Below are 15463 nucleotides of genomic sequence, written 5' to 3' on the forward strand. Positions count from 1 at the left end.
GCATAATGCCCGCAATGAGCTAGCTGGGCTTTACTTTGAAGCAGCAAGCGTTTCTGGCTTAGTTTCGACGGCGGTCGCCCTAAATAGCTTCAGCTCTACGCTCATCACCAACGCCAGTGGCACCAGCAAGCATAGGCTGTAACGCATCATCGCAAAACCTGCATCATTAAGTACTAACTCAAGCAAAACCAAGGTAGTTAGAGCGTTAAAGGTAACCACATAACGTGCCGGCACATCCGCGCGTCGAGTAGCGCGATAGACCTTAATCCAAGCCAAAATCACTACTGTTATGGTTACCAACGCAAAGATTAACTTGGTACCCGCCTCATCATCTGCCGAAAAAATTGGGCTTAGTAAAGCAGCAATGCGCGCAGCCATAACATCAATGAAAGTGCCGTCCAAGAATTTCTGGCCTAAACTCCCTAAGTAACTGGAGTTTTGCCCAAAACAGCACCATTCAATAACCGCTATAACTGACAGCAAACTAGCACCAATTAAACCGGAAATAACCAAGCCACGTAGACGTAGGTTGCGCTCGGAAAGTTTCAACATGGCTACCACCAGCGCACCTGTCAGGGCTAGCGCACCTGCAGAGTTATCACCCAGGCTCGGCAAGCCGATAGTTAGCACCGCCAAGGCACCGATAGTTCCCGCCACTATCAGGGACGTGCGCAAACCTCGGCGGGGTTTTAGCCAGCTGGTCAAGGTCACCAAAGCCAACACAAAACCCACCGCGCCAAGCGCAAAACCAGCATCAGACAGGCCATATAGACGCTGCGTGGTTAAGGCGCTTACGGCTAGAGGACTGTTAAAAGCCAGGTTACCGCCAATGATACCGTCACCTAGCCAAAATAAACCGTTTAACGCGCAAGCAATAATGAAACTGACGGAATAATTTGCAAATTTTATAGTGATTAGTTCTAGCAAGCAGGTAAACACTACAGCGATAGCGACTGCCCCCATAAAGGTCACTAAATGCAGCTTTGTTAAACCAACAATAGCCTGATTATCTTCAGGGATAGTGCCGGCGACAATAAGCCTGTAATCATTTGGCTCAACCCCAAACACATACCATGAGGTGGCGTTAAGCAGTAGGTAACCTAGCGGTAGACAGGCAGTGAACACTGCCAACCAGCGCATAAGCAGTAAATAACTACGGCTTGCATCAGGGGTATTTGTATAGAAATCTAGTTTCGGGAACTTATTGCGCCACACCAGGACAATAACCAGCATTGCCAGCACTACACACAGCATATTGAAGCCCATCACTTTTTGCGAGGCCTGACTGTGAGTGCTTTGCTCCATCAAGAAATGGATTAGGTTTGTGCGGGCGCTAGATACAGTCCCCTCGGTAAATGAGCGTTGCTGTGCCTCCCAGAAGTCTACGCATTTCTCTATGGCTGAAGAGTTATCTACTCGCCCCGGGACCTGGGGTAATGCTTTACCGGTAGCCCCAAGTGGTGGCTTTGCCCCATAACGGGCCGCGATTGTAGGAGCGATATCTGTTAACTGAATTAAATTGTCTCGCCGCACAGAGGGCGCCTGCACTAGCCCAGTTTTAGCGTTAACATCTTTTAAGCTAGGCACTAAAGCTAAATATAATTTGGCGGCTTGGCCATCTGAGTAGTAGGTTCCGTTTGCTAGCGAGAGCAGCATTATGTCAACGTTGTCGCCGTAATATACGCGAATTCGACTTAAATAACTGGCAATCTCGGTAAGTGGTGCCGATGCTGCATCTACAACCGTCACATCGCTTAGATTTTGCCCAAACGGGCGCTCTGTTTCATAGCTGCCGCCCACTCGATATTCAGCGAAGCTGCATTCAGAATCCCTTAGCGTTTTCCCTAGCGGCGAGGTGGTCAAATCATAGTCGGCAGTAGTGAAATTGCCTCCCCGACCGGAATACAGCATGGCCAATTGACCATTTTTACTTAAGGAGTTAGCGCTTTTAGGAATTAACAAATTCATTGGCGTAGCCGGATAGCCAGCTATATATTGCGCATATTTTCGTATTTCTGCGCCATCACCGTTCTTGCCGATGTTTTTCCCATCCAGCACGCCATTTAGATCGCGCCAGGTTAGGCCATAAGTAACCACCATGACCAGGGGTTTAACGCGACTGGTTGCCGTGGCCCCACAGTTGCGAGTGACCGCACTCCCTGCTGCTTTACTTTGGGCGCTCACTGCGGCGCCCTCAAGAGTCGCAGCGTTAGCCCCACTGGCTAGCAGTAGGCAGGCAAGTAGTCCTGCAAAGAGTTTCGCCAGCATATGCGCCAGCCACGCGCCCATTTTCATAATCCTAAACTGCCACACCTTTACGCCTTACAACCACCAAACTGCACTAGAAACGCAGCCTGAAGACCAACTCACTTCGCAAAAGTTGCCTGTAGAGCCTTGTTTTGAGACCCTTCTAAATCTGCAGAATCTGCAGATTTAGCTTTCACCCCCACAGGCATGACGGATTCGAAATATAACATACAAGCAAAAGCTATCAGTAGACTCAGACTGGTAAATACAGTTAAAAGACCCTGATCATCCAGAGCCAGTTCCATTAATACCAGCACTGTCAATGTATCCATCAGTAAGCCATAGCGAGCAGGAACATCTGCACCCTGAGTGTTAGGGCTGAACTTAAACCAAAGCCGAACCACAACTACTATCGCTAGTAACACTGCCAGAGACAACCAGATCCCATGCTTAGCGTTTAGTACAAATGGGCTTTTAAGAGAGTTAAGTTTCTCATCCGTCAAAGCCCCCGAAAGGGCCAGTAACACTAAATTTGCTAGCGCAAACCCTGAAGCGACTAGAGCATTTAGCTTTAGATTATGTTTACATAGTTCCAACAAAGGCACTAACAGTGTAACTGCCAGTATTATCGAATCAGTCAAATTATCACCCATTGCCGGACTGGCCATACACGCAACTAAAATAGCACCTACAGCTCCTAATACAAGCAAGGAAACCCGTAAATCATACTGCTCTTTCAACCAGTCAGCGCAGATAACTACTACAATAATAGTTCCTAGCACACCAAAGCTAAAAGACACATAATTGACTCCGTAAAAGCGCCCAGAAGCTACTATATCTACACCCAAAGGAGTATTGCGAGTTAAATAACCTCCACTAAACGCATCGCCGAGCCAAAGCAAGGCATTCAATCCAGCCACAAAAATAAAACTACTAGCATAGTTTAAGAATTTACGGCAAACCTGTTCGATTAAACAAACCAGCAACAAGCCTACGATTATTGCAAGTGCAGCACTAGTTAATATCTGCAATTTAGTTAGATCATCATAATCCAGATAATCATTTCGGCCATAGAAATTTTCATCTCCATACGCATAGGATAAATACCACGGGAGACTATTGGCAGCCAAATAACCAATCGGCAAACAGCCAGCAAACAAACAAAGCTGCCGAAACCGAGTAAAATATTGACTGTAGTCATGCGGATTTACCCGGTGGAAAAATTTTAAGTCACACTCAAATCCCCGATACCATATTCGCACAATAAGTAGTGAGAATATGAACATAAGTAAAGTGTTATAGACACCCACCTTACCCGAAGCTATCATGTGTTGATTTTGGGCAATCAAGAAGCTGATTAAGTTTCCGTGATCTACCCGATAACTAGGGATAGTTTCTACGTTATTCTCTGTACCTGAATCGTCTTTCAACTCTACATAATTTTTAGCAAGCAGCGCCTTATCAACCCGTTCAGGAGTCAGCGGCAGAGCCACGCCAGTAGCTCCCGGCAGGGATTTTGCACCATAGCGAGCCGCAATAGTGGGGGCTATATCAGTTAATTTAATTAGATTATTGGTGCGGGTAGAGGGCACTCGCACATAGCCATTTGTAGAATCGACATCTTTCGACTCGGGCATTAAAGCCAAGCAGGGTTGCTTATCCTTAAATTCTCCACCATACACAGATCTCAGGTCGACTGCACAACTAAGAGACACCACCATAACATCAACACTGTTGTTATAGTAGTTTCGAATTTTAGCTATATCCGTAAATAGCGTCTTTGCATAAGAACTTGATGAACCGGATTGATCACCATCAAAATAAGCAATAGTGACATCTGACGTATAGCTACCCAGTGGCTCTGAAATAAAACCCTCAGAGTAATAATACCTTTTACTAAAAGACGGATCCACAGACACACTACATCCAGCCGCCTTCAAGCTTTTAACTAGAGGTGAGGCCATAAGTTCACTATAACCATAGTGCCCATTTTGACCATAAATGTTTTTACCTGAAAATAATGTGCTCGTTAAGTTAGAGTCTAAGGTTTTTGAATTTCTACCTGTGGCCACCAGATTCATCGGAATACCCGGATAGGTCAGTAAATAGCTAACCGCATCCCCTCTCGGCGATGGGGTATCTCTTACGACAGGCCAGGTCAAGCCATCGGTAACCACTAAAATTAATGGCCTAATCCTAGTAGTTGCCGTGGCGCCGCAGTTATGAGTGTCTGTAACTCCAGTCGCCATATTTTGCAAAGCTGCCATAGCTCCGCCTTGTTCGCCAACTGCATTGCTGGCTTTTAGGCTGCTTTGGGCGCCAGGCACGCTGCCTTGCACACCAGCTACAGCACTCATATTGCTTTTGGCACTCACTGCGGCAGTTTCAACAGTCGCAGCGTTAGCCCCACTGGCTAGCAGTAGGCAGGCAAGTAGTCCCGCAAAGAGTGCCGCCAGCGTTTTTGGCTTTTGGGCCCTCACGACGACGCTCGCCTCCCCTAAGCCGCACGCCTGCCTCAAGCCTCGCCCCTGTCCTAAGCCGAGCACCCCGCCGTCGTCGCCCCTAAACCAACTCAGCCCCACGCCCCTAAGCAAGTTACCGAACGTAACCTGCAAACTGCGCGAACTTCGATGATCCCTGCCGAACATAAAATCCAGCATAACGCCCATTTAGTGAGCGACTTGACGATTCACTAAAACAAATTGGGCCGGGAACCTTTAAAAGTCCCCGGCCCAATCGGCTCGGTTTGCGCCTACTGCAGCGCCGTCTCGGTTTGCGCTCGTCACGGCGCCGTCTCGGTTTGCGCCGGCCGCTCCAGCCGGCCCGCCACTTCACGCTGACGGTACCGCCCCGGCCACCCAAGCTAGCCGGTTGGGGCAGCTACTCGGTTGGGACAGCTGCTCGTTTGGGTTAGCTACTCGATCGGGGTGACCACCATGCGGGTTTTATCCACATAGTCGCGCAAACGCTCGGCAATCTCCTCGAAAGATTCCTGATGCACGGTGGAGGGCCGGTGAATCAGGGCCAGGCGACGGGTGGGAACAGGCTCGGCGAAGCGGGCCACGCTAACGGTCTGCCCTTCGCCTGTGCGCAAAGCCCCCTCGGGCACAACCGCTATCCCGCCACCAACTTTGACTAGCCGCAGGGCGGTTGCCATGTCGATGGTGGTTGCGGCCACCTCATTAATGGGGATATTGCATAGCGCCAGGGTTTGGTCACGCAGGCAGTTGCCGGCCTCCATGAGGATCAGCGGCTGGCGGCTAAGCTCGGCGGGTTTGACGTTGGTGCGCCCAACCCAAGGGTGGGTATCGGGAACAGCGATTACCAGGTCTTCATCCCATAGGGGCTCACTGATAAAGCGCTCCATGCTCTCATCCAAGGCCACCAGGCCTAGGTCAATATCTCCGCAGGCGAGTGCGTCTAGGATGTCCGGGGTGGTCATCTCCCGGAACTCGGAAATTCTGCCAAAATCAGCAGTATTGGCAGCATTAGGTACGCCGCTGGCCACAGATTCAGCCAGGTAGGGTGCGGCGGTGGGGATGATCCCCAGGCGCACTTGACCGTAACGCTCCTGGCTAATGCGACTGGCGGCCTCAATAAACCCTTCGGCGGCCAGCACTGCATCACGCGCGAAGGGAAGCAGGTCCTGGCCCAGAGGGGTGATTAGAACCTGTCGCGTGGTGCGCTCTATAAGGGGGCCATCAACGCGCTTTTCCAACGCAGAGATGGACTGGGACAAGCTGGGCTGGCTCACACCAAGTGCCGCTGCTGCGTCACCGTAGTGTTTGTGATCGCAGAGCGTTACAAAGGCCCTCAGCTGTGAAAATGAGGGCATTGAAAGTGATGGCATCACTAACCCCCTTTGGTAATTTCGGCTAGGCGAACTTTGCCTGGCCGTGGATGTATTTAAGTTTACGCTGCATCCCCCCTAAATTTTCTTGAAATATAAGCGGAAAGTGAGGATTTATAAGGGTTTCCTCGCGCTCCGCCCGTGCTTACACTTCAATTATATATGCGCAGGTGAGCGGCTGTTTAGGAGGTAAGTGCCGCTCTGGGCTAAAACTTGCCGGGCTCGACGGCGCCGCACCGGCACGAAAGCACCATTTTACCTAGATAAACCGCCCTTCATCTGCTGTTTTTGGGCAAATTTTGCACTTAGCTTGCGGCTAATTTTGGTATCTTTTCCGCGTCCTGACGCCGTCGCCTGCCCCTTTTTGCATCCGCACCACCGCCCGCTCAGGCGTGACCACACACGCAAGCAACACATTCACCCGAACTGCACCAAAAACCACCAAAAGACCCCACTTTAATGTGGTCCAGCTATCTATGTGCCCTGCGACACGGTGACCAGTATGTGAGCAGCGGTTCTAGGGTAGGTAGAATTTCCAACATGATCGATCTGCGCGCCTTACGTGAGAACCCCGAGCCTTTCCGTGCCAGCCAGATTGCCCGTGGCGCGGACGTGTCCCTAGTTGACCGCATCCTTGAAGCCGACGAGCGCCGTCGTTCATCGCTAAGCGCCTTCGAGACTGCCCGAGCCCAGCAAAAAGAGGTCTCCCGCTCTGTGGGTAAGGCCGCTGCTGAAGAGCGCCCCGCCATCTTGGCCCACGCCAAGGAGCTAGCCGCCCAGGTTAAGGAGCTGGAGGCACGCTCCAACGAGGCCGCCGTCGAGCTAGACACCCTAGCCCACCAGTTCCAGAACCTGATCGAGGGCGCCCCCGCCGGCGGTGAAGAGGACTACGTGGTGCTGCGCCACGAGGGCCCCGCCGTGCGTGACTTTGCCGCTGAGGGCTTCGAACCCGCCGACCACCTGGCTCTAGGTGAAGGCCTGGACATTATCGACGTGCGTCGCGGCGTTAAGGTTTCCGGCTCGCGCTTCTACTTCCTAAAGGGTTGGGGTATGCGCCTGGAGCTGGCGCTGATGACCGCCGCCCTAGACACCGCCGTCAAGCACGGCTTCACCCCGCTAACCACCCCCACCCTGGTTACCCCCCAGATCATGGGCGGCACCGGTTTCCTGGGGGCACACAGCGACGAGATTTACTACCTGCCCGCCGATGACCTGTACCTAACCGGCACTTCTGAGGTGGCCCTGGCCGGTTACCACACTGACGAGATCCTGGATCTAAGCGCCGGCCCCAAGCGCTACATGGGTTGGTCCACCTGCTACCGCCGCGAAGCTGGCGCTGCCGGTAAGGACACGCGCGGCATTATCCGCGTCCACCAGTTCAACAAGGCCGAGATGTTCTCCTACTGCCGCCCTGAGGACGCCGCAGATGAGCACCAGCGCCTGCTGGCCATGGAAGAAGAGATGCTGGCCAAGGTTGAGCTGCCTTACCGCGTGATTGACACCGCCGCCGGCGACCTGGGCTCCTCCGCCGCCCGCAAGTTCGACTGCGAGGCTTGGCTACCCACCCAGCAGCGCTACATGGAAGTCACCTCCACCTCTAACTGCACCACCTTCCAGGCACGCCGCCTAGGCATCCGCGAGCGCCGCGAGAACGGCACCAGCCCCGTGGCCACCTTGAACGGCACCTTGGCCACCACTCGTTGGATGGTTGCGATTTTGGAGAACCACCAGCTGCCGGACGGCTCCGTGCGTGTGCCTGAAGGCCTGCGTCCTTACCTGGGCGGCCTGGAAGTTATTGAGGCTCCCGCCGGCGCATGAGCAAAATCGCTGCTTCCGGCATGCCTATCACCCCTGAGGGTGAGTTGAGTGCTGCGGCTGCTGCTGCGCGTGCTAATCCGCTTGACGACGCCGCTTTTGGCGCTGCTGTAGCGGCCATGCGCGCCCAGTTGGAGGCTTGGGCTGGGCGTGCCGGAGGCTCGACTTCTGCCGCACCTGCGACGACGGCGCCTGCCGGCCCTGCTGCGGCTGCCGGCCCTGCTGCGGCTAGCAGCTCGGCGTCGCCTGCCAATGCGGGCTCTGCGGCTGGCAGTCATGCCCCAGCTGCGGGCTCTGACCTGCCGCCGCTTGACCGCTCTACCCTGCTAGCTTTGGATATTGACGGCACCATTTTGGACATTAACGGTCAGGTGCCCCCGCGTACTCGCGCCGCCGTCGTCGCTGCTGCCCAGGCGGGCGTGCAGGTAGTCCTAGCCACCGGGCGCGGTATTGAGGCGGCCTTGCCGGTGGCGGATTTCCTGGGACTAACCCGGGGCTGGATGGTGTGCGCCAATGGGGCGTTGACGGTGCGTCTGGACCCCAAGCTGAAGGGCACGGCGTCTTTGCCCGGCGGCTACGAGATCACTAATTCGGTTACTTTTGACCCCACCACCGCCATTGGGCGTCTACATCAGGTGCTGCCTGAGGCTATTTTCGCGGTGGAAATGCCGGGTCGGGGCTTTTTGACCAGCGCCGACTTCCCGCCTGGGGAGTTGATTGAGAACACCACCACGGTGTCGCTGGAGCAGCTGTCGAGCCAGCCGGTTAGCCGCGTGATTGTGCGCGCCCCGGGGATGGCGCTGGCTGATTTTGAGGTGGCGGTGCGTAGTGCCGGGCTGCACGCGGTGGAGTATGCCATTGGTTGGACGGCTTGGCTGGATGTCAACGCCGCCGGGGTGTCTAAGGCCAGTGCGCTGGATGCTTTGGTTTCTGGCTTGGGGGTTAAGCACACGGTAGCTATGGGCGACGGCGCCAATGACTTAGAGATGTTGCGTTGGGCTGATCTGTCGGTGGCTATGGGTAGCGCCCCTGCGCGCGTCAAAAACGCCACCAGCGTAGTCACCGAGCCGGTGTGGCATGAGGGGGCGGCTATCGTCTTGGCGGCTCTGTCCCGCTAAACCCGCTTTGAGCTGGTTGTAGACTACAACCAGGACTTAGCGAAGGAGCTTTATGCGTGCCGGCACCTATATCAAGTACGTCGCTACTTGCCTCCCCACTGCCCTGATTGGCATCGGCATTTTTCTGGCTATTTTCCGCGCCAACCCACACCTGGGCCTCTATAGCGGCATTGCCGCGCTGATCGTGTGGGGGCTGACTATGGCGGGCTTGGCGCGAGCCTTGCAGGAAGTGGGTGGCTTAGTGAAGGTGGGGGACGACGTCGTCGCCAAAGCGGACCAGGCCAAAACCAGCGCCCCAGGCAAAGCCAAGCAACGCCAGGGCGACGCCGCCAAACCCGTCCCGCACAAAACCAGCGCCCCGGGCAAAGACAAGGCCGCCCCGGATAAACCCGAAGCGGCCTTGAGCGGCAGTTGGTTTAAACGCCGCGAGCGCGGTTTCCCACGCTGGATGCCTTACCTATTTGACCTGGTAGCAGCCATTCCGGCGGCGGCAGGGCTGGTAGCGGGGGTGGCTTTCTTTAGCGGACAGAGCGCTTCCCTGACCACTATGGCGGCCCTGATGCTGACCTGCATCCTGTACGTGTCCTGGCGTCAGCAGGCCTTCAAAACCCTCTAGCGCCAGGGCTAGAACTTCACCTCACGCTGGCTGGGCGTGGCCGAGTAGATCTGCTTGCCGGCGCGCCACGAGCCCAGCACCGGCGCACCAAAGCTGAGCGCGTGGAACCAGTCGGGGGCGTCAAGCATGATGAAGTTGGCGCTGTTACCCACCTGGATGCCGTAGTCGCTTAGGTGTAGGGTGCGCGCGGCGTTGTGGGTGATGAACTTGTAGGAGTTGAGAATTTCGCTCCGCGACATCATCTGCGTGGTGTAGAGCCCGTTAAACACCACGTCACGCAGGTTGCCCGTACCCATAGGGTTCCAGGGGTCCTCAATGTCGTCTTGACCGAAGGAAACGTTGATACCGGCGTCGGTTAGTTCCTTGACGCGGGTGACGCCTCGACGCTTGGGGTAGGTGTCCATGCGGCCTTGCAGGTGGGTGTTGACCAGCGGGTTTGACACAAAGTTAAGACCGCTAAGTTTTAGCAGCCGCAGCAGGCGGATGAAGTAAGCATTGTTATAGGAGTGCATGGCGGTGGTGTGGGAGGCGGTGACGCGCTCACCGATGCCGGCCTCTAGGGCGCGGGTGGCTAGGGTTTCCAGGCCGCGTGAGGCTTCGTCGTCGATTTCGTCGCAGTGCACGTCCATGAGCAGGTCAAACTCTTGGGCTAGCTCCACCGCATAGTTCAGTGATGACACCGAGTATTCGCGGGTGAATTCAAAGTGCGGGATGGCGCCAATGCAGTTGACCCCCATTTGGGCGGCGCGGCGCATTAGTTGGCGCCCGTTGGGGAAGGATTCGATGCCTTCTTGCGGGAATGCCACGATCTGCAAGGTGATGGTGTCGGCGATTTCTTCACGCAGGTCGATTAGGGCGCGCAGGGCGGTTAGTTCGGGGTCGGTGACGTCCACGTGGGTGCGCACGTATTGCACGCCGAAGCTGGCTTGTTGGCGGATTGCGGCCAGGGCGCGCTCGTGGGCGTCGGCGTAGGTGAGCGATTTTTTGCGTTCGCTCCACACTTCGATGCCTTCAAATAGCGTGCCGGACTCGTTGTAGCGCGGCTGCCCGCTGGTTAGCGCCGAGTCTAGGTGCACGTGGGATTCGATGTAGGGCGGTAGTACTAGCCGCCCGCCGCCGTCGACGATCTGCTCCCCCGCCTGCGCCTCTAGGCCCCCCTCAAGCTGCGCAAACTTGCCGTCTTTGATGCGGATGTCGGTTAGCTGGGGGGCGTTTTCGATGCGTACGTTTTTAATCAGTAAGTTCATTTTCTTCCCTTTCGCTGGTTTTTAAGGCCGACGACGCCGCCCGGCCTGTGGGGACGACGTCGCCGTTTAGTTGGGCTCAGCCCCGGCTATAGCGGGCCGGGCCGGCGCCCCAAGCCTGGCCGGCACCCCAAGCCGGAGCGCCGTCTGTAGCTCCGGCTAACTTGCAGCCCCAGCCGCCGGCTGCGCCGACGCCAGCACAATTACAGGTCCTGCGGCTCACCCACAGTGAAGTCCAGGCCCAGGGCGCGTTCCAAGGCCGTACCACCCAGGTACACCACCACCGTGGTCACCATGGCGTTAATGGCGGGAATACCCAGGTCTTTAACAAACCAACCCACCAGGGCCCCGGCCAGGATAGACAGCACCGGCACCCACTTAAAGGCCACGATCCCGGCACTGTAGGAGCGGCGTCGGGCAAAGTAATCCACAATCAGGACCGTGCCCACGGGCGGCAAAGTAGCGTTCAAAATGTTGAGCCAACCCACAAAATTGTCATACAGCCACAGGGCAGCCAGCGTGCCCAGGATGCCGGCCACCAGCACCAGCGGCTTCTTGGGGATCTTGGTGATGTTGGCGTAACCCAAACCGGTGGTGTACAGGGCGTTGTTGTTGGTGGTCCAAATGTTGGCGCCCAGCACCACAATGGCGGGAATGGCCAGGCCCTGGGCGATCATCACGTAGAAAATGTCGTCTTTGCCGGTAAACGCGCCGCCTACCGCACCGAAAGAGAACATCAGGGTGTTACCCAGGAAGAAAGCCACCACGGTGGTGATCACGGCGGAGGAGGTGGATTTAGCGAAACGGGTGAAGTTAGGGGTGGCGCTACCGCCAGAAACGAAGGAGCCCACCACTAGGCCCACGGCGCTAACCACGCCCATGCCGGTGCTTTTAGCGAAGATGGCAGACAGCCCACCGCCGTCGGCAGTGGCACTAACCATGGAGTAGGTGCCCAAAATAGCGATCAGGGGCACGGAAATGAACGAAACAATCTCAATTGCTTTAATGCCGTAGTAGGCGCTGGCGGTCATCAACCCACCAGCAATAATCACAATCACCCACACGTTTACGTGCAGCAGCTCGGCGGTGGGTTTAGCGAACATGGCCACGCCCACGCCAAACCAACCCATCTGGGTCAAGCTGATCAGGGCTGAAGGCAGGAATGAACCTTTAGTTCCAAAGGTGCGCTGGGACATCAGGTCGAAACTCAAACCGGTTTTCGCGCCGATATAGCCCAGCGCACCGGTGTAAACCGCCAAAATTGCGCCGCCAATAAGCACAGCCAGGATGTAGCCGTTTAAATTTAGGCCCTGGCCGAGTTTGGCGCCCACGCTCATGGAGGCGGAGAAGAAGGTAAAGCCCAACATAACAAAACCGACGGCCCAAAATGACCGTCGGCTTTGTGTGGGAACAGCTTCGAAGGAATAGTCTTCGTCAATGGCACTAGAGTGCTGGGAAATGAGTGCGTCTAGATCTTGTGCAGAATTTGCCGCGTCAGCAGCTGCAGTGCTGGATGCGCCGGAACCGGGTGCGCCGGAACCGGGTGCACCGGAACCGGCAGATGCGCCAGAGCTAGCAGACGCACCGGAACTGGATGCACCGGGAGATGATGAGGCTGCGGCCGGGTTGTGGCCGGGATGAGACGAGCTCATGGGTTTCCTTCCAAAAGGTAGCCAAAATCCACGGTAGGTTACTGGTTAAATTTAGGCTGATTCAAGGCTTTAAGCACGAAAGCTCGCCAAATGTGCATAAAGCTACTTTCCGGACTGGTTTTGACGGTAGGCTGTGGCTAGCAGGCGCCATAGTGGGTGCTGCTCAAGCTTGCTGCCTTGCTGCTTTGTTGCCTGGTGGCGCTTTTCAGCCCACGCACGCCCGCTAAGGCAAGAGCTGCTAGGCAAATATTTATCTGTACCAGGAGGCCGCGATGGCGCTGCAATGGATTGGTTCCCCCGAACACACCCGCTGGTTGGGTCAGCACACTCAGGCTTTGCTGGATTTTGCGCGCCGTAGCCGGGTTCCCGGTGGTTTTGGCTGGATCGGTCCCGACGGCGTCGTTGATTCTTCCCGACCGGTAGAGCTGTGGATTACTGGGCGCATGACCTATGTATTTAGCGTGGGCGTGCTGTTGGGTGTGCCCGGGTGCCGGCGCTACGCCGACCATGGGGTGCAGGCGTTAACCAACGCATTTTGGGATGAAACCAATGGTGGCTGGTTTAGCGCCATTGAAAGTGAACTAGATGAGGATGGCCATGGCCGGGTGGCCCCCGGTTTTACCCGCAAAGAGTGCTACCAGCACGCTTTTGTGCTGCTGGGGGCGGCTACGGCCCTAGCGGCGGGGCGTCCAGGAGCGGCGCCCCTGCTTAAGCGAGCCCTGGAGGTACATGAGCGTTACTTCTTTGACCACTCCCAGTCCATGCCCACCGAGTCTTATGCCCTAGATTTCACTGACCCGGAGGATTACCGGGGTATTAACGCCGCCATGCACACGGTGGAGGCCTACCTGGCTATTGCGGACGCCACCGGTGATGACCGTTGGCTGGAGCGCGCCCTGGGGATTGTGGACTTTGCTATTAACCAGCAGGCCCGCGCCCACGGCTGGCGTATCCCTGAGCACTACAGCACCACTTGGGTGCCGGATCCTGACTACAACATTGATGAGGTAGCCCATCCCTTCCGCCCCTTTGGCATCACCCCCGGTCACGGCCTGGAGTGGGCTCGCCTGACAGTGCAGTTGCGGGCGGCTTTGCAAGAGGTTGGTTTGGAGGCGCCGGCTTGGATGCTGCCGGCTGCTTTGGAGCTGTTTACCCGTTCGCGCGCTGATGGTTGGAATCGCGACGGCGCCCCCGGCTTTGTTTACACCGTTGATTTTGTGGGCACACCGGTGGTGCACGAGCGTATGCACTGGGTGACTTGTGAGGCTATTAGTGCCGCCGCCGCCTTGCACTGTGCGCTAGTTAACGAACCAGTACCGTTGGCCGCTAAGGCCACCAGCATGGCCTATTTGGAGCACGCCTACCGCAGCGCCTGGGATTACTGTGAGCAATACATTATTGGTGGTGGGGACCCCTTTACCCGCGCCGAGATTGACCCGCAAAATGCGCCATTAGACCAGGCCGGGGCCTGGGTGCATGAGCTGGATCAGGCCAACCAACCCTCCACCCGCACCTGGGCTGGCTACCCGGACATTTACCACGCTTTGCAAGCAACTTTGATTCCGCGCGTGCCGGTGTGGCCGGTACTACCCGGCGCACTGCGAGATGGCCTGTTAGACCGTTAGTAGTGCGTGATAAAGTTACGCGTGCTGACCGCCGGAAACGCATAAGGATCTGTGGCGTTTGTGGAGGTCCAGCTGGAGAGGTGACAGAGCGGCCGAATGTGACGGTCTTGAAAACCGTTGTGTCCGCAAGGGCACCAGGGGTTCGAATCCCCTCCTCTCCGCCGGCCGGTTTAAAAATCGCTTTGCTAGAGAGAGATTTTTAAGCTAGGCTTAGTCGCGGTCGTTGATCGTTTGGAGACGTCGCATAGTGGCCTAGTGCGCCTTCCTGCTAAGAAGGTTGAGGTTGATAGCCTCTCGCGGGTTCAAATCCCGCCGTCTCCGCCACCAAACCCCGCCACGGCGGGGTTTTGGGGTTAAAGGACAAAAAGAGTTGGTCTGAGCCCGACCTTTCGGCTTTGTAGTGCGGGAAAGTCTGGTTCAAAGTTGTTGGGGGCCAACTTTGAGGGTGGACAAAATGTGTTGGTGAAACGTCGACTTTTCGGCTTTGTGGTGCGGGAGAGTGGGCGTCAAAGTTGGTACTGGCAGATTCGGTGAGTGAACATCTCGAAATGCGATTCCTGTGGCAGGAAGCTGATCCGGTACGGACTGTCGAAATCGGGCAAGCAGAGGTGGCATTGCACCTCGTGCCACTCAACTGGCGTGCAGCGGATTGATACCTCGGCCAAGCATCTGGGTGAGTTTCTTGCCTGGCTGCTCAGCGGTAATCGGCAGGCGGATATGCCAGGTGGGGGCAGGTCGTTTCGCAGGCGATGCCAGGGTTTGTGGCAGGTGTGGCCTCTTGCTCCGGTGGTGGATGAGGTGCATGAGGTCGTGTTCGTTGACGCGATCCACCTGGGCCGCAAAGCGGTCGTCTTGATTGCTCAGTCCCGGGATTTCATCTTGGGCTGGTATGTGGCACGCAGTGAGAACTCGCGCGCCTGGGAAGCGCTCATGAACCGGATCGCCCCACCAGACGTGGTGGTGACGGATGGGGGCAGTGGCTTCGAAAAAGCCCGCAAGAAAGCCTGGCCGAACACGCGGGTCCAGCGGTGCACCTTCCACGCGTTCGGGACCATCAAACAAGCCACCACCATTCGCCCCAAGCTTGCAGCCTCCAAGGAACTGTACGGCTTGGGCAAGCAGCTCTTGCACGTGAAAGACCGAGAGCAAGCGGCCTCATGGATAGACACCTACTTGGACTGGTGCAAGCGCTGGGAGGGCTTCCTCGCGCAGAAGACCAAGAGGGACGATGGCGGGTGGCAATACACGCACGAACGACTCGTGCGGGCCCGCAACAGTGTGAACCGGCTCATCGGA

At 56.3% G+C, this 15463-nt stretch carries 10 protein-coding genes and 2 tRNA genes; 7 read left to right on the forward strand and 5 right to left on the reverse strand.

Annotated features, from left to right (window positions below; translation table 11 throughout):
- Positions 1-30: 30 nt before the first annotated feature.
- The 3 genes from HMPREF0045_RS06425 to HMPREF0045_RS06435 form a co-directional block, all read right to left on the reverse strand.
- A complete protein-coding gene (locus HMPREF0045_RS06425; protein WP_005986651.1) occupies positions 31-2289 on the reverse strand; it encodes a hypothetical protein in 2259 nt (752 codons plus the stop codon).
- Between the two features lie 77 nt (positions 2290-2366).
- On the reverse strand, positions 2367-4622 hold the full coding sequence (locus HMPREF0045_RS06430) for a hypothetical protein (RefSeq protein WP_155813117.1): 2256 nt from the start codon (positions 4620-4622) through the stop codon (positions 2367-2369).
- 539 nt (positions 4623-5161) lie between these two features.
- Positions 5162-6097 (reverse strand): hydrogen peroxide-inducible genes activator, encoded by a 936-nt coding sequence (locus HMPREF0045_RS06435; RefSeq protein ID WP_005986654.1) that lies wholly within the window; start codon positions 6095-6097, stop codon positions 5162-5164.
- A 540-nt stretch (positions 6098-6637) separates the two neighbouring features.
- Between HMPREF0045_RS06435 and serS the strand changes: the two genes are divergently transcribed.
- Genes serS through HMPREF0045_RS09725 form a run of 3 tightly spaced genes read left to right on the forward strand, consistent with a single transcriptional unit; the run spans position 6638 to position 9646 of the window.
- Positions 6638-7915, forward strand: a complete 1278-nt coding sequence (gene serS, locus HMPREF0045_RS06440; RefSeq protein WP_040315759.1) for a serine--tRNA ligase — start codon at positions 6638-6640, stop codon at positions 7913-7915.
- On the forward strand, positions 7912-9030 hold the full coding sequence (locus tag HMPREF0045_RS06445; protein WP_005986657.1) for an HAD family hydrolase: 1119 nt from the start codon (positions 7912-7914) through the stop codon (positions 9028-9030). Before serS ends, HMPREF0045_RS06445 begins: the two co-directional genes overlap by 4 nt.
- A gap of 52 nt (positions 9031-9082) precedes the next feature.
- Positions 9083-9646 carry a hypothetical protein gene (locus HMPREF0045_RS09725; RefSeq protein ID WP_005986659.1) on the forward strand — a complete coding sequence of 188 codons (564 nt, stop codon included), beginning with the start codon at positions 9083-9085 and terminating at the stop codon, positions 9644-9646.
- A gap of 8 nt (positions 9647-9654) precedes the next feature.
- Here HMPREF0045_RS09725 and codA read toward each other — a convergent pair whose 3' ends face one another.
- Entirely contained in the window at positions 9655-10893 is a 1239-nt protein-coding gene (gene codA, locus HMPREF0045_RS06460) for a cytosine deaminase (RefSeq protein WP_005986661.1), read from the reverse strand.
- Positions 10894-11093: 200 nt separating this feature from the next.
- On the reverse strand, positions 11094-12542 hold the full coding sequence (gene codB / locus HMPREF0045_RS06465; protein ID WP_005986663.1) for a cytosine permease: 1449 nt from the start codon (positions 12540-12542) through the stop codon (positions 11094-11096).
- 272 nt (positions 12543-12814) lie between these two features.
- On the opposite strand from codB, the gene HMPREF0045_RS06470 reads away from it, so the two are divergent.
- From HMPREF0045_RS06470 to HMPREF0045_RS06485, 4 genes are all read left to right on the forward strand, one after another.
- On the forward strand, positions 12815-14167 hold the full coding sequence (locus tag HMPREF0045_RS06470; protein ID WP_005986666.1) for an AGE family epimerase/isomerase: 1353 nt from the start codon (positions 12815-12817) through the stop codon (positions 14165-14167).
- Between the two features lie 74 nt (positions 14168-14241).
- Positions 14242-14328 (forward strand) — tRNA-Ser (locus HMPREF0045_RS06475).
- 72 nt (positions 14329-14400) lie between these two features.
- Positions 14401-14491: transfer RNA gene (locus HMPREF0045_RS06480), tRNA-Ser, on the forward strand.
- A gap of 210 nt (positions 14492-14701) precedes the next feature.
- On the forward strand, positions 14702-15463 hold a 762-nt coding region (locus HMPREF0045_RS06485), incomplete at its 3' end, for an IS1249 family transposase (protein ID WP_231196685.1).

The organism is Actinomyces graevenitzii C83 (assembly GCF_000239695.1).
Classification (GTDB): Bacteria; Actinomycetota; Actinomycetes; order Actinomycetales; family Actinomycetaceae; genus Actinomyces; species Actinomyces graevenitzii.

Coding starts and splice junctions, on each gene's coding strand:
- HMPREF0045_RS06445 (WP_005986657.1), top strand. CDS start 7,912: ATGAGCAAAATCGCTGCTTCCGGCATGCCTATCACCCCTGAGGGTGAG.
- HMPREF0045_RS09725 (WP_005986659.1), top strand. CDS start 9,083: ATGCGTGCCGGCACCTATATCAAGTACGTCGCTACTTGCCTCCCCACT.
- serS (WP_040315759.1), top strand. CDS start 6,638: ATGATCGATCTGCGCGCCTTACGTGAGAACCCCGAGCCTTTCCGTGCC.
- HMPREF0045_RS06425 (WP_005986651.1), bottom strand. CDS start 2,289: ATGGGCGCGTGGCTGGCGCATATGCTGGCGAAACTCTTTGCAGGACTA.
- codB (WP_005986663.1), bottom strand. CDS start 12,542: ATGAGCTCGTCTCATCCCGGCCACAACCCGGCCGCAGCCTCATCATCT.
- HMPREF0045_RS06435 (WP_005986654.1), bottom strand. CDS start 6,097: ATGCCATCACTTTCAATGCCCTCATTTTCACAGCTGAGGGCCTTTGTA.
- HMPREF0045_RS06470 (WP_005986666.1), top strand. CDS start 12,815: ATGGCGCTGCAATGGATTGGTTCCCCCGAACACACCCGCTGGTTGGGT.
- codA (WP_005986661.1), bottom strand. CDS start 10,893: ATGAACTTACTGATTAAAAACGTACGCATCGAAAACGCCCCCCAGCTA.